The sequence below is a fragment of the Leclercia tamurae genome (genome assembly GCF_025566055.1).
GTDB classification, from domain to species: Bacteria; Pseudomonadota; Gammaproteobacteria; order Enterobacterales; family Enterobacteriaceae; genus Enterobacter; species Enterobacter tamurae.
Genome location: NZ_JAMHKS010000077.1, coordinates 109,959 through 134,130, shown reverse-complemented (window position 1 = coordinate 134,130; position 24,172 = coordinate 109,959). Strand labels below are relative to the sequence as shown.

The 24,172-nt window shown below is 58.0% G+C and carries 23 protein-coding genes; 13 read left to right on the top strand and 10 right to left on the bottom strand.

From position 1 onward, the window contains the following. The first annotated feature begins 5 nt into the window (after positions 1-5). Positions 6-1,067 carry an SIS domain-containing protein gene (locus M8318_RS18615; protein WP_262663922.1) on the top strand — a complete coding sequence of 354 codons (1,062 nt, stop codon included), beginning with the start codon at positions 6-8 and terminating at the stop codon, positions 1,065-1,067. A 12-nt stretch (positions 1,068-1,079) separates the two neighbouring features. Continuing rightward, entirely contained in the window at positions 1,080-2,090 is a 1,011-nt protein-coding gene (locus M8318_RS18610; protein ID WP_262663921.1) for an SIS domain-containing protein, read from the top strand. A 46-nt stretch (positions 2,091-2,136) separates the two neighbouring features. Here M8318_RS18610 and rimO read toward each other — a convergent pair whose 3' ends face one another. Continuing rightward, complete coding sequence (gene rimO, locus M8318_RS18605; protein ID WP_262663920.1) at positions 2,137-3,462, bottom strand: 30S ribosomal protein S12 methylthiotransferase RimO; 1,326 nt, start codon at positions 3,460-3,462, stop codon at positions 2,137-2,139. Positions 3,463-3,841: 379 nt separating this feature from the next. Further along, complete coding sequence (locus tag M8318_RS18600; protein WP_262663919.1) at positions 3,842-4,762, bottom strand: LysR family transcriptional regulator; 921 nt, start codon at positions 4,760-4,762, stop codon at positions 3,842-3,844. 241 nt (positions 4,763-5,003) lie between these two features. Between M8318_RS18600 and bssR the strand changes: the two genes are divergently transcribed. Together bssR and M8318_RS18590 are read left to right on the top strand one after the other, a co-directional pair. Next, a complete protein-coding gene (gene bssR / locus M8318_RS18595; RefSeq protein WP_262663918.1) occupies positions 5,004-5,387 on the top strand; it encodes a biofilm formation regulator BssR in 384 nt (127 codons plus the stop codon). A gap of 104 nt (positions 5,388-5,491) precedes the next feature. Next, positions 5,492-6,610 carry a PQQ-dependent sugar dehydrogenase gene (locus tag M8318_RS18590; RefSeq protein ID WP_262663917.1) on the top strand — a complete coding sequence of 373 codons (1,119 nt, stop codon included), beginning with the start codon at positions 5,492-5,494 and terminating at the stop codon, positions 6,608-6,610. A 1-nt stretch (position 6,611) separates the two neighbouring features. Here M8318_RS18590 and M8318_RS18585 read toward each other — a convergent pair whose 3' ends face one another. Beyond that, positions 6,612-7,238, bottom strand: coding sequence for a glutathione S-transferase family protein (locus M8318_RS18585; protein WP_262663916.1), 627 nt, complete (start codon positions 7,236-7,238; stop codon positions 6,612-6,614). A gap of 256 nt (positions 7,239-7,494) precedes the next feature. On the opposite strand from M8318_RS18585, the gene dacC reads away from it, so the two are divergent. Continuing rightward, a complete protein-coding gene (gene dacC / locus M8318_RS18580) occupies positions 7,495-8,700 on the top strand; it encodes a serine-type D-Ala-D-Ala carboxypeptidase (RefSeq protein WP_106992500.1) in 1,206 nt (401 codons plus the stop codon). A 97-nt stretch (positions 8,701-8,797) separates the two neighbouring features. Here dacC and deoR read toward each other — a convergent pair whose 3' ends face one another. From deoR to M8318_RS18565, 3 genes are all read right to left on the bottom strand, one after another. Further along, entirely contained in the window at positions 8,798-9,556 is a 759-nt protein-coding gene (gene deoR / locus M8318_RS18575) for a DNA-binding transcriptional repressor DeoR (protein ID WP_262663915.1), read from the bottom strand. Positions 9,557-9,623: 67 nt separating this feature from the next. Further along, positions 9,624-10,232, bottom strand: coding sequence for an undecaprenyl-diphosphate phosphatase (gene ybjG, locus M8318_RS18570; RefSeq protein WP_262663913.1), 609 nt, complete (start codon positions 10,230-10,232; stop codon positions 9,624-9,626). 7 nt (positions 10,233-10,239) lie between these two features. Continuing rightward, entirely contained in the window at positions 10,240-10,968 is a 729-nt protein-coding gene (locus M8318_RS18565; RefSeq protein WP_262663912.1) for a phosphatase PAP2 family protein, read from the bottom strand. A gap of 167 nt (positions 10,969-11,135) precedes the next feature. Between M8318_RS18565 and M8318_RS18560 the strand changes: the two genes are divergently transcribed. Further along, entirely contained in the window at positions 11,136-12,371 is a 1,236-nt protein-coding gene (locus M8318_RS18560; RefSeq protein ID WP_262663910.1) for an MFS transporter, read from the top strand. A 54-nt stretch (positions 12,372-12,425) separates the two neighbouring features. Here M8318_RS18560 and M8318_RS18555 read toward each other — a convergent pair whose 3' ends face one another. Both M8318_RS18555 and M8318_RS18550 read right to left on the bottom strand, forming a co-directional pair. Beyond that, entirely contained in the window at positions 12,426-13,238 is an 813-nt protein-coding gene (locus M8318_RS18555) for a Cof-type HAD-IIB family hydrolase (RefSeq protein ID WP_262663909.1), read from the bottom strand. Further along, positions 13,228-14,445 (bottom strand): MFS transporter, encoded by a 1,218-nt coding sequence (locus tag M8318_RS18550; protein ID WP_225759204.1) that lies wholly within the window; start codon positions 14,443-14,445, stop codon positions 13,228-13,230. The genes M8318_RS18555 and M8318_RS18550 overlap by 11 nt, the downstream gene beginning before the upstream one ends. 81 nt (positions 14,446-14,526) lie before the next feature. Between M8318_RS18550 and M8318_RS18545 the strand changes: the two genes are divergently transcribed. The 7 genes from M8318_RS18545 (at position 14,527) to crtB (ending at position 21,500) form a co-directional block, all read left to right on the top strand. Beyond that, positions 14,527-15,096 (top strand): TetR/AcrR family transcriptional regulator, encoded by a 570-nt coding sequence (locus M8318_RS18545; RefSeq protein WP_262663908.1) that lies wholly within the window; start codon positions 14,527-14,529, stop codon positions 15,094-15,096. Positions 15,097-15,184: 88 nt separating this feature from the next. Next, positions 15,185-15,757 (top strand): DUF2239 family protein, encoded by a 573-nt coding sequence (locus tag M8318_RS18540; RefSeq protein WP_262663907.1) that lies wholly within the window; start codon positions 15,185-15,187, stop codon positions 15,755-15,757. Between the two features lie 228 nt (positions 15,758-15,985). Continuing rightward, a complete protein-coding gene (locus tag M8318_RS18535) occupies positions 15,986-16,906 on the top strand; it encodes a polyprenyl synthetase family protein (RefSeq protein ID WP_262663906.1) in 921 nt (306 codons plus the stop codon). Further along, complete coding sequence (fni, locus tag M8318_RS18530; RefSeq protein WP_262663905.1) at positions 16,903-17,931, top strand: type 2 isopentenyl-diphosphate Delta-isomerase; 1,029 nt, start codon at positions 16,903-16,905, stop codon at positions 17,929-17,931. The genes M8318_RS18535 and fni overlap by 4 nt, the downstream gene beginning before the upstream one ends. Beyond that, positions 17,931-19,106, top strand: a complete 1,176-nt coding sequence (gene crtY, locus M8318_RS18525) for a lycopene beta-cyclase CrtY (RefSeq protein WP_262663904.1) — start codon at positions 17,931-17,933, stop codon at positions 19,104-19,106. The genes fni and crtY overlap by 1 nt, the downstream gene beginning before the upstream one ends. Then, positions 19,099-20,577 (top strand): phytoene desaturase, encoded by a 1,479-nt coding sequence (locus M8318_RS18520; RefSeq protein ID WP_262663903.1) that lies wholly within the window; start codon positions 19,099-19,101, stop codon positions 20,575-20,577. Before crtY ends, M8318_RS18520 begins: the two co-directional genes overlap by 8 nt. Continuing rightward, a complete protein-coding gene (gene crtB, locus M8318_RS18515; RefSeq protein WP_262663902.1) occupies positions 20,574-21,500 on the top strand; it encodes a 15-cis-phytoene synthase CrtB in 927 nt (308 codons plus the stop codon). Before M8318_RS18520 ends, crtB begins: the two co-directional genes overlap by 4 nt. Here crtB and M8318_RS18510 read toward each other — a convergent pair. Together M8318_RS18510 and M8318_RS18505 are read right to left on the bottom strand one after the other, a co-directional pair. Then, positions 21,439-21,975 carry a sterol desaturase family protein gene (locus tag M8318_RS18510; RefSeq protein WP_262663901.1) on the bottom strand — a complete coding sequence of 179 codons (537 nt, stop codon included), beginning with the start codon at positions 21,973-21,975 and terminating at the stop codon, positions 21,439-21,441. The genes crtB and M8318_RS18510 overlap by 62 nt on opposite strands. A 265-nt stretch (positions 21,976-22,240) precedes the next feature. Beyond that, positions 22,241-23,926: an aspartate:alanine antiporter gene (locus M8318_RS18505; protein ID WP_039029554.1), complete on the bottom strand. Its 1,686-nt coding sequence runs from the start codon at positions 23,924-23,926 to the stop codon at positions 22,241-22,243. Positions 23,927-24,172 lie beyond the last annotated feature (246 nt).

The window sequence follows — 24,172 nt, the reverse complement described above, 5'->3', positions numbered from 1 at the left end:
AGACGATGCAACCGACAATGATGACCTATATCGAAGAACAACCCGCGGCGCTGGCGGCGATCCTCAGAGCGTACCCGCAGCATCTGGCGTCCGTGGAGGACTTTGCCCGCCAGCATCCGGTGCGCCGCCTGCTGGTGCTGGCGACCGGCTCGTCGCTGAATGCGGCGATGTGCGCGCGCTACTTCTTTGAACACCGGTTTGGCCTGCTGGTGGAGATCAAAGAGCCATACAACTTTGTCCACTATGAGGCCATCGACCCGCACACCGACATGGTGCTGGTGGTCTCCCAGAGCGGGAAAAGCGCCTCGACCCTGGCGGCGATGAAGAAAGTGCAGGCCGCCGGGCTGCCGGTGTTTGCCCTGACCTCAGATCCGGATAGCCCGATAGGCCGCCGCTGCGACCATGTGCTGGATATCCATACCGGGATTGAGAAGGTGGGCTTTGTCACCCGCGGCTTTAGCGCCACGGTGCTGAATCTGCTGCTGGTCGCGCTGACCCTGGCCCGGGCGCAGCAGCAGATCGATGACCGGGAAACGGACGATTATCTGGCGGCGCTGCACCAGCTGGCGGGAGCGATCCCCGACACTATCGCCCGCACGGAGGCCTTTTTCGAGCGGCACGTTCAGGAACTGCAGGCCGGGACACGCTTTGTCGCCATCGGCGAGGGTGCCCTGACCGGGGTGGCGAAAGAGTTTGAGACCAAGTTCACCGAAACAGTGCGGGTGCCGTCCGGCGGGTTTGAGCTGGAAGCCTACATGCATGGCCCCTATCTGGAGGCCAACGCTGAGCATGTGATGTTCTTTATTGAGGACGCGCCAAACCCGCGCCTGCGGGCGCTCAGGGACTATATGGCTCCGGCGGTTAAGCAGGCGTTTCTGGTCACCCTGACGGACGAGGAGGGGCCAGATACGCTGGCGCTGAACTGCCGCCTGCCGCATCTGCTCTCGCCGCTGCTGTTGATTGTCCCTCTGCAAATTCTGGCCTGGCGTACCGCCTGCGCCAAAGGCATCGATCTCTCGGTGCGTATCTTTGACGATTTCGATCGGGTTTTAAAAAGTAAAATCTAAAGGAGAATGACCATGTTAGGTTTTAATCAGGACGAGTACCTGACCAGTGCTCGTGAGATTGTTGCTGCGCGCAAACAGGCGGAACAGGTTGCTGATGAGATTACTCAGCAGGGTTTCAGCACCTTATTTTTCGCCTCGGTAGGGGGCTCATTAGCCCCGATGATGGCGATGAACGCCTTCGCCCGGGAAATAACTGAGATGCCGGTTTACCTTGAGCAGGCGGCGGAATTAATTCATGCCGGGCATAAACGCTTAAATAAAGATTCGGTGGTGATTACCCTTTCGAAATCGGGTGATACCAAAGAGTCGGTGGCGATTGCCGAATGGTGTAAGGCCCAGGGGATCCGCGTGGTGGCAATCACCAAAAACAGTGATTCGCCGCTGGCCAATGCCTCCACCTGGCATATTCCGATGCGCCACAAAAACGGCGTGGAATATGAGTACATGCTGCTGTACTGGGTATTTTTCCGCCTGGTGCAGGGTAACGGGGAATTTGAAAACTATGACCGCTTTGCCAGCCAGCTGGAGCTGTTACCTGAGAATCTCCTGAATGCCAAAAAGCAATTTGATCCGCAGGCTGACGCCATCGCGCAAAAATACCATAACGCCGACTATATGATGTGGATTGGCGGGGCGGAGATGTGGGGCGAAGTCTATCTCTTCTCGATGTGTATTCTGGAGGAGATGCAGTGGAAGCGCACCAAATCGGTCTCGTCGGCGGAGTTCTTCCACGGCACGCTGGAGCTGCTGGAGAAAGAGGTCCCGCTGTTCCTGGTGAAGGGCGAGGGCAAATGCCGGGCGCTGGACGATCGCGTGGAGCGTTTTGCGGCGAAAATTACCGATAACCTGGTGGTGTTTGATCCGCGTGAGTACGCGCTGGCGGGGATCGATAATGAGTTCCGCTGGCTGCTGGCGCCATGCGTGATCTCAACCTTGCTGGTGGACCGTCTGGCCGCCCATTTCGAGCACTACACCGGCCACAGTCTGGATATTCGCCGTTATTACCGGCAGTTCGAGTATTAATAGCAATAAAAAAGGGGACGTAAAGTCCCCTTTTTCGTAGGCCTGATTAAACCCGCGTACCCCACAGGTCATATTCGTCGGCGTTTTCAACTTTAACGCGCACGATATCACCCGGTTTCACCTTGGTTTCGCCGTTCAGGTAGACCGCGCCGTCGATTTCCGGGGCATCGGCCATGCTGCGGCCAATCGCGCCTTCTTCGTCCACTTCGTCGATGATCACCAGAATCTCGCGGCCCACTTTTTCCTGCAGACGTTCAGCAGAGATCTGCTGTTGCAGCTGCATGAAGCGGTTCCAGCGCTCTTCTTTCACCTCTTCCGGCACCTGATCGGCCAGCTCGTTGGCGGTCGCGCCTTCTACCGGGCTGTACTTGAAGCAGCCCACGCGGTCCAGACGCGCTTCAACCAGGAAGTCGAGCAGCATCTGGAAATCTTCTTCGGTTTCACCCGGGAAGCCGACGATAAAGGTGGAGCGCAGGGTCAGATCCGGGCAGATTTCACGCCACTGCTTGATGCGCGCCAGCTGGCGGTCAACGGAGCCAGGGCGCTTCATCAGCTTCAGAATACGCGGGCTGGCGTGCTGCAGCGGGATATCCAGATACGGCAGGATCTTGCCTTCGGCCATCAGCGGGATCACATCGTCGACGTGCGGATACGGATAGACGTAATGCAGACGGGTCCAGATGCCCAGCTTAGCGAGCTGCTCGCACAGGCCGACCATGCTGGTTTTCACCGGCTCGCCGTTGTGGAAGCCGGAGCGGTGCTTGACGTCCACGCCGTAGGCCGAGGTGTCCTGGGAGATCACCAGCAGCTCTTTCACGCCGGCATCCGCCAGACGTTTGGCTTCGGCCAGCACTTCACCAATCGGACGGCTCACCAGATCGCCACGCATGGACGGGATAATGCAGAAGGTGCAGCGATGGTTGCAGCCTTCGGAAATTTTTAAGTACGCATAGTGACGCGGGGTCAGCTTCACGCCCTGTTCCGGGACCAGGCTCAGGAACGGGTTGTGCTTTGGTTTTGGCACATAGTGATGCACATGTTCCAGCACCTGCTCGTAGCTGTGTGGACCGGTGATTTCCAGCACCTTAGGATGGACTTCGCGGATTTGATCGACTTTGGCGCCCAGACAACCGGTGACAATCACCTTGCCGTTTTCAGTGAGTGCTTCACCGATGGCTTCCAGAGACTCCTGCACGGCGCTATCGATAAAGCCGCAGGTGTTAACGATCACCATGTCGGCATTGTCGTAGCTCGGCACGACGTCATAGCCTTCAGTGCGAAGTTCGGTCAGGATACGTTCGGAATCCACCAGGTTTTTTGGACAGCCCAGCGAGACGAAGCCGATTTTCGGCTGGTGCGTAACATTGCTCATAGATTAAAAAGTAGTCAGTTATGGAGTTATCAGGGCAGGGATTGTACAGCGTTCTTGCGGGGATTTATACAGATCCCTGTGCGACGACGATAACGGCTAAGATTTACTTATCCCGGCTTTAAGGGGCCCTTATTGGATACGCTAAACAGATAACCTATCTTTCACCTCGTCGATAACTAACGTGAGGTACGTAATGAGAGATATCTATCTGCAATCCAAATTAGAAATGGCCAAAACCCTTCACATCTATGGCGTCGAGCTGGCGCACATATCTGTTGCCACCGGGCTTTCACAGTCCAGATTAATCACTGACCTGAATATTGTCGCTGACGTTGAGTTCGGTAAACACAAAGCGAAAAAATAGTGATCGTCCCGGGCTTCATGCCGATTGACTGCTGTAAAAATCGGCCAACAGGGAAAAGAGCATTTTATTGGTCTCTTTCCGGCAGGACGAATAGATACTGAATTGTGGCAACGTAAATGGCGTATCCAGTTTTTTTAGCTGATACATCCCGGAATAAGTCGCAAAGACTTTTTCCGGGATAATGCCCAGGCAGTCGGTGGTGGAGACAATCAGTAAGATGGAAGCGAAAGAGGTGGTCAGCAGACAGCGCTCGCTGGAGCGGAATTTTTTATCCACGATGCTGCGATGATAAATGATCTTTTCGTTTTTAGTGTTGTACCCCACCAGATTGGCATCCCTGAACATCTCCTCCGTTACCGTATTTTCATAAAGAGGATTATCCTTTGCAGCAATCAGCACCAGCGTCATATCACTCATCTTCTGGCAAGAAATATTACTGCTCTCAACAGAAAAGGTGGAGAACACCACATCCGCCTGGCGCATGTTCAACAGTTCGGTGATCTTCGCTTCGTTAAGCTCGGCGGTACGGTGCAGCAGGCTGATATCCGCGTTCATCCCGACGATCTTCTGCGTCAGTTCCGGCACCACTAACGGCGAGACAAAGGACTCGGTGTACAGGGTGAGTCTTCGCTTTTTAATGCGGGAAGAGAGGGGGAGCAGGGTGGCGAGCTTATCGATGATCGGCAGGATGTTGTCATACAGTTCGTCCGCATACACGGTGGGTAACAGCGTGTTGCCGCTGCGGACAAACAGGTTATCCCCCATCTGCTCGCGCAGTTTGCGCAGCGACTGGCTGACGGCAGAGGCGGAAATATCCAGCATATCAGCCACTTTCGAGATACTGCCTACGCTGTAGATTAAGCAAAAAATGGTCAGCAGATTCAGGTCGATCCGGTTTAACGAGATGATCTTATCTGACACCGGCATCGTTGGCATACGCCCTCTGTCTCCACGCCTTAACCCTCTCAAAAATAGCAGGCCTCCCGCTACGCGCGGTGAGGAAGAAGCATGATTTTATGCTTAGCAAAATCAACAGCCTTCCGGTGGCACCTTTTGCCCGCCTTTTTAACATTGTAAATTTTGCTATTCCGTTGCGAATTATTGACCTGACGCATTAAATTGCACAAAAAATAGACATAATCTGAGAATGCACTAAAGCTGACAAGGGGGAAAAAGCATGTCCGTTGACAGACTGAAACGCGATCTTCTTAACAAGATGATTAATGCCCACATCGATCTCGCCGCCTATCTGCAGTTAAGGAAAGCGAAAGGGTATATGTCAGTCAGCGAAAGCGACCATCTGCGTGACAACTTCTTTGAACTCTGTACTTACATGCGTGAAAAAGCGCCGGAGCTGAGAGCGTACTGCAATGCCGAGGAGCAGGCGATGCTCTATCGCGCCGCCGGTTCGCTCACCACCGCAGGCGTCTGTATGATGACCGGCAACCACGATTGCCCAACGTTCATCGCCGTCAACGCAGAGAAGCTGGAAAACTGTCTGAACGATCTCACTCTCTGCATCCAGTATCTGAAATCACATGCACCGCTGATTCGGAGCTGATCCCGGGGGAGGCAACTCCCCCATCTGCTTAAGCTTTTGTAAAAGTATCAACGCCCCTGCGCTGAGTGGCTACCTTTAAGGCATACGTCGAAAAGGAGTGCGTTATGCGTCGATCCTCGCTTATTTCCCTGCCATTGTTGCTCATTTCCGCCTCACTCTTTGCCGCGCCTGCCGAAGTGAAGGTGTCGGTACTGCAAAATAAACTCGATCACCCCTGGGCGCTGGCGTTCCTGCCGCAGGATCAGGGCATGCTGATCACCCTGAAAGGTGGACAGCTTAAACGCTGGCAGGCGGGCAAAGGGCTCTCCGATCCCATCGTCGGGGTGCCGAAGGTCTGGGACAGCGGCCAGGGCGGATTACTCGACGTGGCGCTGGCACCCGACTTTGCCACCTCCCGCCGGGTCTGGCTGAGCTATGCCGAGGCGGGCGATGACGGCAAAGCGGGCACCGCGGTGGGGTATGGCCGTCTGAGCGAGGATAACACCCGGCTGGAGGCTTTTAAGGTGGTCTTCCGCCAGCAGCCTAAACTCTCTACCGGCAATCACTTTGGCGGCAGGCTGGTGTTTGACGGCAAAGGCTATTTGTTTATTGGACTGGGCGAGAATAACCAGCGCCCGACCGCCCAGGATCTGGATAAGTTACAGGGCAAAGTGGTGCGTCTCACCGATCAGGGCGCGGTACCGGACGACAATCCCTTTGTGAACAACAAACAGGCGCGGCCGGAGATCTGGTCTTACGGGATCCGTAACCCGCAGGGGATGGCGATGAACCCGTGGAGCAATACCCTGTGGCTCAATGAGCACGGGCCGCGCGGCGGCGATGAGATCAATATCCCGGAAAGAGGCAAAAACTACGGCTGGCCGCTGGCAACCCACGGCATCAACTACAGCGGATTGCCGATCCCGGAAGCGAAAGGGGAAACCGCTGTGGGCACCGAGCCGCCGCTGTTTGTCTGGAAGCAGTCCCCGGCGTTGAGCGGGATGGCTTTCTATAACAGCGACGTCTTCCCGCAGTGGAAGAACAAACTCTTTATCGGCGCGCTGAAGGATAAGGACGTGATTGTGATGAACGTCAGCGGCGACAGCGTTACGGAGGAGGGGAGGATCCTCGGCGACCGCAATCAGCGGGTTCGCGATGTGCGGGTCGGGCCGGATGGCTACTTATACGTGCTGACCGATGAAACAGACGGGCAGCTGTTAAAAGTCAGCCCGTCCAGGGAGTAGATCAGGTCACCGGGATCATCACCACGTTGCGATAGGCCGGGCGCTCGCTCAGGTTCGCCAGCCAGCGCTCAAGATGCGGACGCGGTGCCCACGTCAGACCAACGTTGGTCAGGTTCCAGACAAAGGGGGCGACGGCGATATCACCCACGCCAAAGTCGTCGCCCGAGAACCACGGCGTTGTCGCCAGCGCCTCGTCCATCATCGCAAACAGCGATTCGCAGGTCGCTTTGGCAGCGTCAATGGCAGCGTAATTACGCTCGGCTTCCGGGGTTCTCACCAGCCCCATCAAAATCACCCGGTGGGCAGGGGAGAGCGTCTGGTTGGCCCAGTCCATCCACTTTTCACCGACGGCCCGCTTCGCAGGTTCATCGTTCCACAGACGGTTCTGGCCGTACTGCGCCGCGAGGTAGCGCACAATGGCGTTGGATTCCCACAGCGTCAGGTCGGTTTCGTCATCGCGCAGCAGCGGCACCAGTCCGTTAGGGTTCATTGCCAGATAGTCGGCCTCTTTATTCACCCCGTGTTCCAGTCCCGCCATGATCTGCTTAAAGGGTAAATCCAGCTCTTCCAGCGTCCAGAGTACCTTTTTAACGTTGGTTGAATTGTTCCTGCCCCACAAAGTAATCATAATAACCCCTTATAATTAAAGCCGATATCAGGATGCGATCCCTGGTGATGGCTTCACATGGTGAGATAAACCCAACCAATACGCAACAGACGCGAAAAAAATCGATGCGGTCAAAGCGTATCGGGTTGTTATTGCATAAACTTTAAAAACTTTACCAGGTTTTGGTTTTTTTTAAGGCGTTAGTACGTTATTACTCATCGCTTCTTGCGACACGGTGGTGTGACGTGATTTTTGGAATGGAAACTCGGGTGGCATTATGATGCGAAACACTTTTTCTTTACGCGGTCTGGTAGCGGGTTCTGCGCTGCTGGTCCTTTTTGCACCTTCGCTGTACGCAGCGGAACAGGCGGCGCCTGAGGCTCCGCCGGTTGATGCGCGCGCCTGGATATTGATGGACTATGCCAGCGGCAAGGTACTGGCAGAAGGCAATGCAGATGAAAAACTCGACCCTGCCAGCCTGACCAAAATCATGACCAGCTACGTGGTAGGGCAGTCCCTGAAAGCCGGTAAGATCAAGCTCACCGACATGGTGACCATCGGCAAAGACGCCTGGGCGACGGGCAACCCGGCGCTGCGCGGCTCCTCGGTGATGTTCCTTAAGCCCGGGGATCAGGTGGCGGTTTCCGATCTGAACAAAGGGGTAATCATTCAGTCGGGTAATGATGCCTGCATCGCGCTGGCCGATTATGTGGCGGGCAGCCAGGACTCTTTCATTGGTTTAATGAATGGCTACGCGCAAAAATTAGGCCTCACCAACACCACCTTTAAAACCGTTCACGGCCTGGACGCGCCGGGCCAGTTCAGTACCGCCCGCGATATGGCGCTGCTGGGCAGGGCACTGATTCATGATGTGCCGGAAGAGTACGCGATCCATAAAGAGAAAGAGTTCACCTTCAACAAGATCCGCCAGCAGAACCGCAACCGTCTGCTGTGGAGCAGCAACGTCAACGTGGACGGGATGAAAACCGGCACCACTGCCGGAGCAGGGTACAACCTGGTGGCCTCGGCAACCCAGGGCGATATGCGTCTGATCTCGGTGGTGCTGGGCACCAAAACCGACCGCATCCGCTTTAACGAGTCAGAAAAACTGCTGACCTGGGGCTTCCGCTTCTTCGAAACCGTCACCCCTATCAAGCCGGATGCCACCTTTGTCAGCCAGCGGGTCTGGTTTGGTGATAAGAGCGAGGTCAAGCTCGGCGCCGGTGAAAGCGGCTCGGTCACCATTCCGCGCGGCCAGCTGAAAAACCTGAAAGCCAGTTACACCCTGACCGACAAGCAGCTCACTGCGCCGCTGAAAAAAGGCCAGGTGGTCGGCACCATCGACTTCCAGCTGAACGGCAAATCCATTGAGCAGCGGCCGCTGGTCGTGATGGAAGCGGTGGAAGAGGGCGGGTTCTTTGGCCGGATGTGGGATTACGTGCTGATGAAATTCCACGAGTGGTTTGGCGGCTGGTTCAACTAAAGCTTCCGTGCAGTGCCGGGTGGCGGCTTCGCCTTACCCGGCCTACGTGGTTTTCCAGGCCCGTGCAAGCGTAGCGCCGCCGGGCAATAAACCGCACTCAGTACATCAATTTAATCTGCTGCGCCTTAGCATAAGTAACCAGTTCTTCATCCGGACGGCAATCGCTGACAATCGCGTTAAAGCGCATCAGCTCCCCCATCCGCGCCGGACGCACCTTGCCCATCTTGCTGTGATCCACCACCAGCACATGGTACTGCGCCATGTTCATCGCCCACTGTTTAACCGGCAGCTCATCGAGATTAAAACAGGTCGCCCCCTGGCGAACATGCACCCCTGCCGCAGAGTAAAAGGCGATATCCGGGCACAGGTTGCTGAGGGTGTCATGCAGGTTGAGCGGTTTGAAGATAGCGTTGCTGGCGTGGAATTCGCCGCCGCAGAGGATCACCCGGCACTCGGGTTTTTCCTGCAGAGCGAGGAAGGTGTTCAGGGAGTAGCAGACACCGGTAAACGGCAGGTCGTTATCGATGGCTTCGATGATCCACGGCGTGGTCGTGCCGCAATCAAAAAACAGCGTCTGATGAGGCTGCACCAGCGAGGCGGCCAGCCGCGCGGCTTTGCGCTTCTCTTCCACCAGCCGGGTTTTTTGATCGCTCAGCAGATAGTGGCTGGCGCTGCGGGGTTCGAGGACAATGTAGCCGCCAAGCAGCACCACCGGCCCGCTTTCACTGTTGAGGTCGCGACGGATGGTCATCTCGGAGACGCCCAGCAGTGAGGCGGCCTCTTTCAGATGCAGTTTATCGCTGCGCTTAAGCGCATTAATCAGTTGAGCCAGCCGTTCGTCACGTCGTGTTTCCATAGGTCCTCAGAGCGATAAATGAGCCCCCGGTGCGTCGGGGGCTCAAGTTTACCTCGTGAGACCTGAATTAGTCACGTATCCAGCCCTTGCGGATCGGCAGGGCAAAGCAGAAGCGGTACAGCTGCGAGAGGCGTTGATAGATAACGTCACCGCACAGGTTCCACAGGATCTGCGCGCTCAGGCAGCCCAGCAGGCCGACCATCAGTCCGCCCAGCATATCCATCGGCCAGTGGACCCCCAGATAAACGCGGGACCAGGCGATGGCGCAGGCCACGACCATCAACAGAATACCGGACCAGACCCGATGCCAGAACAGGAACGCCAGCGCAAAGGTGAAAATAGCGGTGCCGTGATCGCTCGGGAAGGAGTCATCCGCGGCGTGGTGCAGGAAGTTATAGCCGATACGATCGACAAACGGACGGTCGTGCGGGAAAACATGACCCAGCAGCCAGGATGCCGCCAGGCTTATCACCAGCGCCATGGCGATCTTAATCACCAGCTGACGCTGGGCACCCACCTGCTTGCGCGGCCCCCACAGCCAGAGGATCGCGATCAGCGCGGGCATAATGGTTATCAGGTCTTTCGCCACAAAGATGGCCAGCTTGATGCTCCACTCCGGTGAAGCCGGGGTGGCATTAATCAGTTCAAACAGTCCGTAGTTCAGATTCTCTAACATATCCTCGTTACTCTTTTGCAAACCAGATGGAGATCAGGCCGTAGGCCACCACCTGTGAAAACCACACCCACCAACCTGCCCACAGGTTGTGCGAGAAGAAATGTGCGCCGCGCATCACCTGGCCATAGCCCATCACCAGGCCGAGCACGATCCCGGCAGCCACCAGCCCCCAGGCCAGGCGCGGACGCTCACGCCAGAAGGCAAAGAACAACCCCATCACCATAAACCCGCTCGAAGCATGACCGCCCGGGAAACAGCGGCCAGGGCCACTGCCAAGGGGAGCCGGGTCAAACAGGGGGTACGACAGCGCCTTGCCGCCATACTCCACCAGATCCCAGGGACAGCTGTGATGGCTGACGGCTTTCAGTACCCCCACCACCGCCGTACCCAACCCCATCAGCAGCGCCGCCGTCACCAGTTGGGCATTGCGCCGGAACGCGCCGTAAAGGAGGGTAACCGCCGCCACGGCAATGGTCAGGTATTTCGCCAGCCGATGATTGAGCAGATCAAGCAGCGCGTTTTGCTGCAGTGGGAAGTGCTGGCTCGCCGCGTCAAACCAGTAACCCGTCAACATCCTGTCGAGGGTTTCATCCCGCGAAAGCCAGGTAAAAAGCCCGGCCAGAACCAGCAGCGTAATCAGCTGATAACCATAAAAACGCGCCGGTAAAGGGTAAAGCGGTTTTGTCTTAGAAGTCTTTAACTTAGACAATTCTGAAGCCGGGGAAAATTGTGTCATAATTAGGGCCAATGACTTAAAACGCCTAAGCATACGGGCGCTAACTTAAGGCAACCTTAAACGACGGCGATTTGTGCGTTATTTCTGACCAGCTGCGTTAATCTGCTATCGCTGGCGCAGCCATTTCATTACACTCTGCGCGATTTTTTATCGGATATTGAGACTCCATGCTAAACCGTTCTTCTTCCAGCACTCGCCTGGGGCGTCAGGCGCTGCTATTCCCGCTGTGTCTGGTGCTTTACGAATTTTCCACCTATATCGGTAACGATATGATCCAGCCCGGCATGCTGGCCGTGGTGGCGCAGTACAACGCCGGGATCGAGTGGGTTCCCACCTCCATGACCGCCTATCTGGCGGGGGGGATGTTTTTACAGTGGCTGCTCGGGCCGCTGTCGGATCGTATTGGCCGCCGTCCGGTAATGCTCACCGGGGTGGTGTGGTTTATCGTCACCTGCCTGGCGACCCTGCTGGCGCAGAACATCGAGCAGTTCATGGTGCTGCGCTTCCTGCAGGGCGTGAGTCTGTGCTTTATCGGCGCCGTCGGCTATGCCGCCATCCAGGAGTCGTTTGAGGAGGCGGTGTGCATCAAAATCACCGCCCTGATGGCGAATGTGGCGCTGATTGCGCCGCTGCTCGGCCCGCTGGTGGGGGCCGCCTGGGTGCATGTCGCGCCGTGGGAGGGGATGTTCGTGCTGTTTGCATTGCTGGCGGCGATCTCGTTTTACGGCCTGTACCGCGCAATGCCCGAAACCGCCACCCGCATCGGGGAGAAGCTCTCCATGCAGGAGCTGGGGCGCGACTATAAAGCGGTGCTGAAAAATGTCCGCTTTGTGGCGGGGGCGCTGGCGATTGGCTTTGTCTGCCTGCCGCTGCTGGCGTGGATTGCCCAGTCGCCGGTGATCATCATCAGCGGCGAAAAGCTCAGCAGCTACGAGTATGGCCTGCTGCAGGTGCCAATTTTTGGCGCGCTGATTGTGGGTAATCTGGTGCTGGCCCGACTGACGTCACGCCGCACCGTGCGCTCGTTAATCATCATGGGCGGCTGGCCGATTGTGATTGGGCTGGTGGTGGCTGCGGTGGCGACGGTGGTTTCATCCCACGCCTATCTGTGGATGACCGCCGGGCTGAGTATCTATGCATTTGGTATTGGGCTGGCGAATGCCGGGCTGGTGCGTCTGACGCTGTTTGCCAGCGATATGAGCAAAGGCACGGTGTCGGCAGCGATGGGGATGTTACAGATGCTGATCTTCACCGTCGGGATCGAAGTCAGCAAACACGCCTTCAGCAGCGGCGGCAACGGGCTGTTCAGCCTGTTCAACCTGGCGAACGGCATCCTCTGGCTGGGGCTAATGTTTGTGTTCCTGAAAGATAAGCGGGTGGGCAGTTCGTTACAGCCGGAGTAAACAATCAAGCCGGGTGGCGGCTGCGCCTTACCCGGCCTACGAAACTACGCCTGCTTAATTGAACGGGGCTTCCCGGTTTAACACACGGTCAATCACTTCCAGCACCCCTTCTTCGTTATTGTGCGGCGCTTCATAGCGGGCAACCGCCTTGATGTGATCCCGGGCATTGGCCATCGCAAAACTGAACCCGGCCTGGGTCAGCATCTCCACGTCGTTGCCGCTGTCGCCAAAGGCGACCACTTCGCTGTTGTCGATGCCCCACACCTCCTGCAGCAGGCGCAGGCCATTGGCTTTGTGGATCCCCGGCAGGATCAGGTCGATACTGCCGTGTCCGGTGGTGACCGGCACCATAATGTCGCTCAGCTGCTGGTGGATCATCCCCTGGATCCGGGGGATTTCGTCGTCCGGCACGTTCAGCCCAAACTTAAAGAAGATGTCGTTGAAGTTGTCGAAATTGTCCACCTTTTCCAGCCGGTGATAATATTTGGCGGCCAGATCATGGAAGGCCTCGCCATAGTGCTTCAGGGTGTAGGCGCTGCCTTTGCCGCAGGCGATCACTTCCACCTCCGGAATGGCGCAGAGAAACTCAGCCACGGCAGCGAACTGCTCCTGCGTCAGCTCGCCGTTGTAGACATCTTCCCCGGCATTCACCACCCAGCCGCCGTTTTCCGCGACAAAGGCGATCTCATCGGCGATCTCCGGAAAAAAAGAGATCAGCTGGTAGTACTGGTTGCCGCTGGCAACCACAAACCGTATGCCCTGTTCCTTCATCTGCGCGTACTGGCGCAGAAAGCGCGCGCGATTGTACTGCTTCGCATCGTCGAGGAAGGTGCCATCCATATCAACCGCAATCAGTTTAACGCTCATATCCATTCTCCATGGCAGATCTAGCCTGCGAATCCGGTTTGGCGACCGCCCTGGCGACCAGAGCGGCAATCATTACTAATCCTAAGACCACCAGCATCGCGCTGCGTAAGCCGTAATGCTCCCCGAGGAAGCCCAGCAGCGGCGGGCCTACCAGGAAGGCGAGATAGCCGGTGGTGGCAACCACGCTGACGCGGGTCGGCGCGTCCGGGCCGGTGTCGCTGGCCGCCGAGATGGTCAGCGGGAAGCCGAGCGAGGCACCCAGCCCCCACAGCACCACCGACACGCCGGCCACCCAGTCGACATCGACAAAAATAATCAGGGCAATGCCCAGACCACCCAGCAGGGCGCTGGCACGGACCACCGTCACGCGGCTATAGCGATCGATAAACCAGCCCCCGGTAAAGCGCCCGACGGTCATGCCCAGCGTAAACCCGGCATAAATCAGTGAGCCGGAGGTCGGACTGAAGCCATGCCCGTCCACCATCAGCAGCGGCAGCCAGTCATTAGCGGACCCTTCCGCAAAGGCCATCGCCAGCACTACCACGCCAATCAGCATCAGCTGCATATCGCGATAGAAGGGCAGCCCTTTTTCACCGGTTTTCGTCTCACCCGCGACGTTTCTGCCGTTACCATCCGGGATGGCGGTGATCCCCAGCAGCACCGGGGCGATACAGACCAGCGCAGCCAGTAAAATATGGGTGGTAGCGGCAATGCCGGTAGCGGTGAGCGCCATGCCGATGCCAGCACCGGCCAGGGTGCCGAGGCTGTAAAACCCGTGCATCATCGGCAGCACGGTTTTGTTCATCTCCTGCTCGATGGCGGCGCCTTCGACGTTGATCGCCACTTCCGCCGCGCCAAAACTGCCACCAAACACGGTCAGTCCGAGGGCAAAGGCCAGCGGGGAGGCGAACCACAGCGCAACGCTGAGCAACATCATACCCACAATCGCGCAGCACATCGTGGTGCGGATCACGGTCCGGGTGCCGAAGCGCTTAACCAGCCAGGCGGAACAGAGAATGCCGCTCATCGACCCTATCGACAGGCCAAATAATACGATGCCCATTTCCGCCGTCGAGACCGACAAAATATCGCGGATGGCAGGGGTGCGCGTGGCCCAGGAGGCCATTAACAGGCCGGGAATAAAGAAGAACATAAACAGCGCCCACAGGCGGCGTTGCAGAATTTTGCGCGGTGAGATGACGGTCATGGTTTCTGTACCAGAAGGACAACATAGAAGACAACACTAGCAAGTTTGTGTACATTTGTACATAAATGCGCTGAGGTAAAAATGAACAGACGACCCAACGATCCGCAACGGCGGGAACGGATATTGCAGGCCACCCTGGACACCATCGCTGAGCATGGTCTGAACGCGGTCACCCATCGCAAAATCGCCAGCTGTGCCGGCGTGCCGCTGGGATCGATGACCTACTACTTTTCCGGGATGGATGCGCTGCTCGAAGAGGCCTTCACCTGGTTTACGCAGCAGATGTCGGTTCAGTATCGCGAGTTCTTTGCCGGGGTGACGGGGCCGGAGATGGCCTGCGAGTCGATCACCACCCTGATTTACAGCTCCCGGGTGACCACGCCGCACAACATGGAGCTGATGTACCAGCTTTATGCCTTTATGAATCGCAGCGCCTCGTTAAAAACCGTGATGCAGGACTGGATGAAAACCAGCCAGACCACCCTGGAGCAGTGGTTCGATCCGGTCACCGCCCGGGCGCTGGACGCCTTTATCGAGGGGATGACGCTGCATTTTGTCACCGACCGACAGCCGCTCACGCGGGAAGCGTTGCGGGCGATGGTGGGACGAATCGCGGGAGAGGGGGCGTCGTCAGGGAACGAGTCACAATAGCGCGTCGTTCTATTTTATCCGGGTATAATTAACAGGTATCGCCAGACAGCCTCATCTTTTATTTTTACCCGGATAAAAAGGTAAAGGCATGATAACTCTCACCCTTACCGCCTTCTGGCGGCAGCGGCAGATCGCCCAGGGTACGCTGAGCGAACTGTTACAGCAGATCCAATCCGCTAACATTCAGCGTGAAAGCGTTTTCATTTTTAACGATCGCAGCGGAAAACGGCTCGATATTCCTCTTAATGGCGATATTGCCGATATTCTGGCGGTCTACCCTGAACTGGCAGAGACCCCTGTCGTAAAATCCCGCGGACGGCCAAAGCTCGGCGTCTTGCCCAAAGAGGTGACGTTGCTGCCACGGCACTGGGAGTGGCTGGCTACCCAGCCCGGCGGGGCGTCAGCCACTCTGCGCAGGCTTATCGACCGGGCCAGAAAACCCGGTAAAGCGGTGGATAACAAGCGCCAGCGCCACGATCGCGCCTACCACTTTATGTACGAGATTGCGGGAGATCTGCCTGATTACGAGGCCAGCCTGAGCGCGCTTTTTGCTGACGATGAGGCGGCGTTTACCGCGTCTATTGAGAACTGGCCGCAGGATATTCGCCAGTACGCGTTACGGCTGGCATTTGGCAAAGAAGAGGAGAGTCAGGGGACCTGAAGAACCTGCCTCATCAAAAATCTATACAAATGTAAATTTCTGTGCAATTTTATCCGCGAATCTAATTTTAAACTGTTGATATAAAATAGATAAAAAACAATGGTAGGTTTCCTTTGTTTCGGCGTTCAACAAAACGTAGAAGGATACGCTACGCTTTGTAAATCACCCTGCGGCAAGCGTTTTTACCCCTTCTGCGGACGTCGCCACCCTAACACCGGGGAAGCCCCTATGACCCTTAGTCATGAAGATGATGTAAAAATGCTGCTGTCTGCGTTTGAAGGACGTCTGGAACAACTGTTGCCCGAGGGCGAGCAGGAGGGCCAGGTCTATGCGGCCATGCGCGAAGCCACGCTTGTCGCCGGCAAGCGAATGCGCCCTCTGCTGCTGCTGCTGGCGGCGACGGATATGGGCTACAAAACCGAGCAGACCGGTATTCTGGACCTGGCCTGTGCCATTGAGATGGTCCATGTCGCCTCCCTGATCCTGGATGACATGCCCTGCATGGACAACGCCATGCTCAGACGCGGACGCCCGACGGTTCACTATCAGTATGGCGAAAACGTCGCGATTCTGGCGGCGGTGGCGCTGCTGAGCCATGCGTTTTGCGTTATCTCACGTGCGCCTTCCCTGACCCACGAGATAAAAGCGCGGGCGATGGCCGAGCTCTCCGCGTCGGTGGGCCATATGGGGCTAGTGCAGGGGCAATTTCGCGATCTGAATGCGGCCCGGCAGAGCCGCAATGCCGATGAAATCCTGCTCACCAATGAGCTGAAAACCAGCAGCCTGTTTAACGCTACCCTGCAGCTGGCGGCCATTGCCGCCGGGGCACCGCCTCAGGTCAGCGAACGCTTGCGCTTTTTCGCCCGCGATCTCGGCCAGGCCTTCCAGCTGATTGATGACCTGACGGACGGCTCACATGCCACCGGCAAAGATCCCCATCAGGATAAAGATAAGTCGACCCTGGTCGCCGTACTTGGGGCCGAAAGTGTCTTCCTGCGCCTGCGCGAGCATGTGCGCAGCGCCGATCAGCATATCGCTACCGCCTGTCAGCCGGGAAATACCGCCCGGCACTATGTCCACGTCTGGTTTGAAAAACAGCTGACGCTTATCAGCCAGAGCCTGTCGTTATCCCTGTCGGAGTGTCAATGAGCAGCCTGTCGCAACGTAAAAGCGATCATCTCGATATCGTACTGAACCGCGCACCCGGCGCAAAAAAGTGTACCAACGGCTTTGAAAAATGGCGCTTCGGACACTGTGCCCTGCCTGAACTGCATCTTGATGATATCGATCTCACGACCAGGCTGTTTGGCCGAACCCTCAACGCGCCGCTGCTGATCAGCTCGATGACCGGCGGCACCCGCCGGGCGAGCCAGATCAATCAACATCTGGCCCTCGCTGCACAGGCGCTGGGACTGGCGATGGGGGTTGGCTCCCAGCGCGTGGCGCTGGAGAGCGAGGCGAATTATGGCCTGACGGGAGAACTGCGATCCTTTGCCCCGGACGTGGTGCTGATGGCCAACCTCGGTGCGGCGCAAATCGCCGGGCCACGGGGTATCGACTATGCCAGACGTGCCGTAGAGACCCTGGCGGCAGATGCGCTGATTATTCACCTCAACCCGCTGCAGGAGGCGCTGCAGCACGGGGGGGATCGCAACTGGTGCGGGGTTATCGACGCCATTCATCAGACCGTCGAGGCGCTGCATGTGCCGGTGGTGGTGAAAGAGGTGGGCAATGGGCTTTCGGTCCCGGTTGCCCGTCATCTGGCTGCCGCGGGCGTGGCGATGCTCGATGTCGCGGGCGCGGGTGGCACCAGCTGGGCGGCGGTAGAGGGCGAACGCGCCGTGACCGCGCACGAGCGGGCGGTGGCAATGGCCTTTGCCGACTGGGGCATCCCGACCGCGACGGCCTTACAGGATCTGCATCAGGCGCTGCCCGATATGCCGCTGGTGGCCTCGGGCGGGATCGCCGACGGCATTGAGGTGGCAAAAGCGATCCGCTTAGGCGCCAGCGTAGTGGGCCAGGCGGCCGGGGTGCTGCAAAGCGCGTTAGTGTCCAGCGAGGCGGTTATCGACCATTTTCAGGTGATCATCGACCAGCTGCGCGTCGCCTGTTTCTGCACCGGGAGCGCAAACCTGGCCCAACTGCGTCAGGCCACGCTGGTGGCACAGTCGTAATGGCGCACGAGTGGGACATCATTCTGGCCGGCGGTGGGCTGGCGAACGGGCTGATCGCGTTACGGTTGCGCCAGCAGCGCCCCGAGCTGCGCGTGCTGCTTCTCGAGGCCGACAGCCAGCCGGGTGGGAATCACACCTGGTCGTTTCATGAGGGCGACATTACCCCCGGGCAGCACCAGTGGATTGCCCCCCTGGTGGCGCATCGCTGGCAGGGGTATGACGTCCGCTTTCCCGACCTGAACCGGACCCTGGCCGGGGACTATCTCAGCATCACCTCCGCGCGTTTTGCCGCGGTGCTGACCGAGGCCGCTGGCGATAACCTGCAAACCCACGCCGTCGTCACCGCGCTCACCCCGGAGACGGTGACCCTCGCTGACGGCACTACGCTTCGGGCCCGCGCGGTAATCGATGGCCGGGGATACACGCCGGACAGGCACCTCAACACCGGCAGTCAGTCATTTCTCGGCCAGCAGTGGCGTCTGCGCCAGCCCCACGGCCTGACCCGGCCGATACTGATGGACGCCACGGTCAATCAGCAGGGGGGGTACCGTTTTGTCTATACCCTCCCGCTTTCCGCAACCGAACTGCTGATCGAAGACACTCACTACATTGACGCCGCCCGGCTGCATATCAGCGCCGCGCGGCAAAACATCGCTGACTATGCCCGCCAGCAGGGCTGGTGCCTGGACCGCCTGATTCGGGAAGAGCAGGGCCATCTGCCGATTATGCTGGCGGGGGATTTCCCGGCGTACTGGCAGGCGCGGGATAAGCAGCCGTGCAGCGGCCTGCGCGCCGGGCTGTTTCATGCCACCACTGGCTATTCGTTGCCGCACGCGGTGGCGCTGGCCGAGGCCATTGCCGGCAGCGCGGATATCAGCGCGACCGCGATCTTTTCCGTCATTCATCGCTATGCCATGCGCCAGTGGCAGGCGCAGCGCTTTTTCCGCACCCTCAACCGGATGCTGTTTCTGGCGGGGGAGGCCGATAAACGCTGGCAGGTGATGCAACGTTTTTACTCTCTTAACGAAGGGCTGATCGCCCGCTTTTACGCAGGGCAGCTAACCCTGGCCGATAAAGCGCGGATCCTGGCAGGTAAGCCCCCGGTCCCCGTCGGCGAAGCGATGCTCGCCATACTGAAACTCACTCCCCGGATGCGAGCGTTTCGCCATGAATAAAACAGTGATTATTGGCGCCGGTTTCGGCGGATTAGCCCTGGCCATTCGGCTGCAGGCGCAGGGCATTGCCACACTTCTGCTTGAGCAGCGGGATAAGCCCGGCGGGCGCGCGTACGTTTATCAGGATAAAGGATTCACCTTTGACGCCGGGCCGACGGTGATCACCGATCCCAGCGCTATCGAAGAGCTGTTTACCCTGGCCGGAAAACGGATGGCGGATTATGTCGATCTGCTCCCGGTGACGCCGTTCTATCGCCTGTGCTGGGAGACGGGCGAGGTCTTTGATTACGACAATGTGCAGACCCGGCTGGAAGAGCAGATCCGGCGTTTCAACCCGCGCGACGTGGAGGGGTATCGTAAATTCCACGCCTACTCCCGGGAGGTGTTTAACGAGGGGTATCTGAAGCTCGGCACGGTGCCGTTCCTCTCTTTTCGCGACATGCTCCGCGCCGGGCCGCAGCTTACCCGTCTGCAGGCCTGGCGCAGCGTCTACAGCATGGTCTCACGCTTTATCGAGAACGAACAGCTGCGCCAGGCGTTCTCTTTTCATTCGCTGCTGGTGGGGGGCAATCCGTTTGCGACCTCGTCCATTTACACCCTGATCCACGCCCTTGAGCGTGAGTGGGGCGTCTGGTTTGCCCGGGGCGGCACCGGAGCGCTGGTGCAGGGGCTGGTCAAGCTCTATCAGGATTTGGGCGGCGAGTTGCAGCTCAATGCGGAAGTAACCCGGCTGGTGGCCGAGGGCGAGCGCATTTCCGCCGTAGAGCTTAAAGACGGCCAGATCATCCCGACCGCGGCGGTGGCCTCTAATGCCGACGTGGTGCATACCTATGAAAAACTGCTGGGACATCATCCGGTGGGGGCAGCGCGCGCGGCATCGCTCAAGCGTAAACGGATGAGCAACTCCTTGTTTGTGCTCTATTTTGGCCTTAACAAGCAGCACGATCTGGCGCACCACACCGTCTGTTTCGGGCCGCGCTATAAAGAGCTGATCGACGCTATCTTTAATAAGAATGCGCTGGCGGAGGATTTTTCGCTCTACCTGCACGCCCCCTGCGTGACCGATCCCTCCCTGGCACCGCCGGGCTGCGGCAGCTATTACGTGTTAGCCCCGGTGCCCCACTTAGGCACCGCAGATCTCGACTGGGATGTGGAGGGGCCGCGCCTGCGCGACAGGATTTTTGCCTATCTTGAAGCCCACTACATGCCGGGGCTGCGCAGCCAGCTGGTGACCCACCGCATGTTCACCCCCTTTGATTTTCGCGACCAGCTGGGCGCCCATCTGGGCTCGGCCTTCTCTGTCGAACCGATCCTGCGTCAGAGCGCCTGGTTCCGGCCGCACAATCGCGACAGCCGGATCCCTAATCTGTACCTGGTTGGGGCCGGTACCCATCCCGGTGCCGGTATTCCCGGGGTGATCGGTTCGGCCAAAGCGACGGCAGGGCTGATGCTGGAGGCGCTTTCCCGATGAACACCACCCTGATGGATCACGCCACCGACACCATCGCCGTGGGATCAAAAAGCTTTGCCACCGCGGCGAGGCTTTTTGACCCGGCGACCCGACGTAGCGTGCTGATGCTCTACGCCTGGTGCCGCTACTGCGACGACGTTATCGACGGTCAGGAGCTGGGGTTTAACGCCAGCCCCGTGGACAGTGCTCAGGCCGAGCAGCGTCTGGAGATGCTCAAAAACCAGACCCTGCGCGCGTGGGAGGGGGCTGAGATGCATGAACCCGCCTTTGCCGCCTTTCAGGAGGTGGCGCTGGGCCACAACATCCCGCTCCAGCTGGCTTACGATCATCTTGATGGCTTTGCCATGGACGTGCGCGAGACCCATTACGAGACATTCGATGACACCCTGCAATACTGCTATCGCGTGGCAGGCGTCGTGGGGTTGATGATGGCCCGGGTGATGGGGGTACGCGATGAAGCCGTGCTCGATCGTGCCTGTGATTTAGGCCTGGCGTTTCAGCTGACCAATATTGCCCGGGATATCGTCGAGGATGCCCGGGTTGGCCGCTGTTATCTCCCGGCCCAGTGGCTGGCCGAGGAGAACATCCCCCCGGAGGCGATTGCGACGCCACAGATGCGCCAGCCCCTCGCGGGACTTGCCCGGCGGCTGGTGGCTGAAGCCGAACCTTACTATGCCTCTGCCCGCGCGGGGCTGGCGGGGTTACCGCTGCGATCCGCCTGGGCGATTGCCTCGGCCCACGGGGTATATCGCGAGATTGGTATGAAGGTGAGCGCTGCGGGCCCCCGCGCCTGGGATAAACGGCAGGGGACCAGCGGTGTTGAGAAGGCGGGATTACTGCTGAAAGGCGCCGGGCTGGCGCTTACTTCTCGTTTTGCGACGCAGGCGCCGCGTCCGGCCGGGCTCTGGCAGCGCCCGCGTTAGCCACACTGCGCGCTTTGCGCTGGCGTAACGTGGCCTGCAATTTTTCAATCGGCGGGGCATACAGAAAACCAAAGGAGACGCACTCCTCTTTGCCCCGTACCGCGTGGTGCAGGCGGTGCGCCAGATACAGGCGCTTGAGATAACCCCGGCGCGGGATATAGCGGAACGGCCAGCGCTGATGTACCAGCCCGTCGTGCACCATAAAGTAGAGTGCGCCGTAAGCCGTCATCCCGGCCCCAATCCACTGTAGCGGCCACATGCCCCAGGTCCCCAGCGCAATCAGCACAATCGCCAGTACGGCGAACACCACCGCGTAAAGATCGTTAACTTCAAACCAACTTGTGCGCGGCTCGTGATGCGACTCGTGCCATCCCCAACCCCAGCCGTGCATAACGTACTTATGCGCAAGGGCGGCAACTAACTCCATGGCGGCAATGGTTAATAGCACGATTAGGGTGTTGTACAACGCGAGCATTGGTACTCCTTGGGCTCGGGGGAAGGTTTGTCTCAGGTATTAAGCGTAACACTTAAATGGGGGAAGGGTGGGAACGGGCAGGCTTGATTTATTGCCTGAACGACAGGCAACAAAAAACCCATCAACCTTGAACCAAAACGGCGGGGTTGATGGGCTCCACAAATTGGGGACATCAAAGAAAAGCAGTGGCAATAGTTATGACTGACGTATGACAGAAAAGTTCTGCGCATCACGAAAATTTTTCGCCAATGCGCAAATTTTTCGCTTATCCCAGTCCCGGCCAGATGATGATAATCAAGGTCCCCGCCAGGGTTAACAGCACGTTAGCGATGGCATAGGTGCCAGCGTAACCCAGCGCCGGGATGTTGCTGCGTGCGGTATCGCTGATGATTTCCATCGCGGGCGCACAGGTGCGGGCTCCCATCATGGCGCCAAACAGCATGGCGCGGTTCATGCGCAACACGTAGGCGCCGAACAGGAAACAGATCACCACCGGCACCAGGCTGACGATTAACCCAGCGACCAGCATCTGCCAGCCCACCGCCCCCAGGCTGTGGCCAATGCCGCTGCCCGCGCTTAAGCCCACGCCCGCCATAAACACCATCAGGCCAAACTCTTTCACCATGTTCAGCGCGCCCTGCGGGATATAGCCGAAGGTCGGGTGGTTGGCACGCAGAAAGCCGAGCATAATCCCGGCGAACAGCAGACCGGCGGCGTTACCAATACCGAAGCTAAAGTTGCTGAACTGGAAGGTGATCATCCCGATCATCAGGCCGACAATAAAGAAGGCGCAGAACGCCAGCAGGTCGGTCACCTGACTGTGAATGGAGATAAAGCCAATGCGGTCGGCGACGGTCTTCACGCGGCGCGTGTCGCCGCTCACCTGCAGCACATCCCCCTTGTTCAGGACGATGTTGTCATCGATAGGCATCTCAATCTGGCTGCGGATCACCCGGTTGAGGAAGCAACCGTGATCGGTCAGCTTGAGCTGTGCCAGACGGCGACCGACGGCATTGTGATTTTTGACCACGATCTCTTCGGTGACGATGCGCATGTCGAGCAGGTCGCGGTCAAACACCTCTTTGCCGTTACGAAAGCTTGGATCGAGACGGGCGTGCGCATCCGGATAACCCACCAGCGCAATGTCGTCGCCCATCTGCAACACCGCATCGCCGTCCGGGTTCGCCAGAATGCCGTTACGGCGAATACGTTCGATATAGCAGCCGGTCTGGCGATAGATGCCCAGCTCGCGAAGATTTTTACCGTCCGCCCAGGCCACCAGCTCCGGGCCGACGCGGTAGGCGCGGATCACCGGGAGATAGACTTTGCGTTTGCTGTCGGTGTCCAGACCGCGCTCGCGGGCGATCTGCTGGGCGCTGGTCTGCAGATCCTGATGCTGCAATTTCGGCAGATAGCGTGCGCCGACGATCAGACTCACCAGACCGATGAGATAGGTCAGGGCATAGCCGAGGCTGAGGTGATCCAGCGCCAGCGACAGCTGGGCGTTATCCAGCCCGAGATGGCGCAGCGTATCCCCGGCACCCACCAGCACCGGCGTCGAGGTCATCGATCCGGCCAGCATGCCTGCCGTCAGGCCGATATCCCAGCCAAACAGTTTGCCTAAACCTAACGCGATGAGCAGGGCGCTGCCCACCATCACCAGCGCCAGCATCAGATAATTTTTGCCGTCGCGGAAGAAAATAGAAAAAAAGTTGGGTCCAGCTTCGACACCGACACAAAAAATAAACAGCATAAAGCCCAGGTTAAGGGCGTCGGTGTTAATACTGAAATGCTGCTGGCCTAATAATAACGAAACGACTAAAACGCCAATAGAATTACCGAGTTGGATCGACCCGAGACGTAATTTACCCAGGCAAAGACCCAGAGCCAGTACCACAAATAATAACAGGATGTAATTCCCGTTTAACAATTCTGCGACGTTTATGTTCACGGAGGATAACTTTTCGTTTACCAGTAAGTGGTTGAAGGGGTGGGATATTTAGGCTACTGTTTTGCACTGTAAGAGGAGGTAGGTCCCTCCCGATCGCGTATTATAATATATCCCACAAAGTAATATCAAACTATTAGTTAATTTTTAACAAATATCACCCTTTGATAGCGATGACGAAAAGACGTGCTGATTTTGGCAAGGAATGCCGGGTGACTCAACTAATTGGCGTCCACGGGACGAAAAAAG

Excerpts from the sequence above, each read along its gene's own strand:
- M8318_RS18510 (WP_262663901.1), bottom strand. The coding sequence starts at position 21,975 with ATGCTCGCGTTGTACAACACCCTAATCGTGCTATTAACCATTGCCGCC.
- ybjG (WP_262663913.1), bottom strand. The coding sequence starts at position 10,232 with ATGTTAGAGAATCTGAACTACGGACTGTTTGAACTGATTAATGCCACC.
- M8318_RS18610 (WP_262663921.1), top strand. The coding sequence starts at position 1,080 with ATGTTAGGTTTTAATCAGGACGAGTACCTGACCAGTGCTCGTGAGATT.
- fni (WP_262663905.1), top strand. The coding sequence starts at position 16,903 with ATGAGCAGCCTGTCGCAACGTAAAAGCGATCATCTCGATATCGTACTG.
- M8318_RS18550 (WP_225759204.1), bottom strand. The coding sequence starts at position 14,445 with ATGACCGTCATCTCACCGCGCAAAATTCTGCAACGCCGCCTGTGGGCG.
- M8318_RS18555 (WP_262663909.1), bottom strand. The coding sequence starts at position 13,238 with ATGAGCGTTAAACTGATTGCGGTTGATATGGATGGCACCTTCCTCGAC.
- crtB (WP_262663902.1), top strand. The coding sequence starts at position 20,574 with ATGAACACCACCCTGATGGATCACGCCACCGACACCATCGCCGTGGGA.
- deoR (WP_262663915.1), bottom strand. The coding sequence starts at position 9,556 with ATGGAAACACGACGTGACGAACGGCTGGCTCAACTGATTAATGCGCTT.
- dacC (WP_106992500.1), top strand. The coding sequence starts at position 7,495 with ATGATGCGAAACACTTTTTCTTTACGCGGTCTGGTAGCGGGTTCTGCG.
- M8318_RS18590 (WP_262663917.1), top strand. The coding sequence starts at position 5,492 with ATGCGTCGATCCTCGCTTATTTCCCTGCCATTGTTGCTCATTTCCGCC.
- M8318_RS18560 (WP_262663910.1), top strand. The coding sequence starts at position 11,136 with ATGCTAAACCGTTCTTCTTCCAGCACTCGCCTGGGGCGTCAGGCGCTG.
- M8318_RS18520 (WP_262663903.1), top strand. The coding sequence starts at position 19,099 with ATGAATAAAACAGTGATTATTGGCGCCGGTTTCGGCGGATTAGCCCTG.
- bssR (WP_262663918.1), top strand. The coding sequence starts at position 5,004 with ATGTCCGTTGACAGACTGAAACGCGATCTTCTTAACAAGATGATTAAT.
- crtY (WP_262663904.1), top strand. The coding sequence starts at position 17,931 with ATGGCGCACGAGTGGGACATCATTCTGGCCGGCGGTGGGCTGGCGAAC.
- rimO (WP_262663920.1), bottom strand. The coding sequence starts at position 3,462 with ATGAGCAATGTTACGCACCAGCCGAAAATCGGCTTCGTCTCGCTGGGC.
- M8318_RS18600 (WP_262663919.1), bottom strand. The coding sequence starts at position 4,762 with ATGCCAACGATGCCGGTGTCAGATAAGATCATCTCGTTAAACCGGATC.
- M8318_RS18540 (WP_262663907.1), top strand. The coding sequence starts at position 15,185 with ATGATAACTCTCACCCTTACCGCCTTCTGGCGGCAGCGGCAGATCGCC.
- M8318_RS18545 (WP_262663908.1), top strand. The coding sequence starts at position 14,527 with ATGAACAGACGACCCAACGATCCGCAACGGCGGGAACGGATATTGCAG.
- M8318_RS18535 (WP_262663906.1), top strand. The coding sequence starts at position 15,986 with ATGACCCTTAGTCATGAAGATGATGTAAAAATGCTGCTGTCTGCGTTT.
- M8318_RS18615 (WP_262663922.1), top strand. The coding sequence starts at position 6 with ATGCAACCGACAATGATGACCTATATCGAAGAACAACCCGCGGCGCTG.
- M8318_RS18565 (WP_262663912.1), bottom strand. The coding sequence starts at position 10,968 with ATGACACAATTTTCCCCGGCTTCAGAATTGTCTAAGTTAAAGACTTCT.
- M8318_RS18585 (WP_262663916.1), bottom strand. The coding sequence starts at position 7,238 with ATGATTACTTTGTGGGGCAGGAACAATTCAACCAACGTTAAAAAGGTA.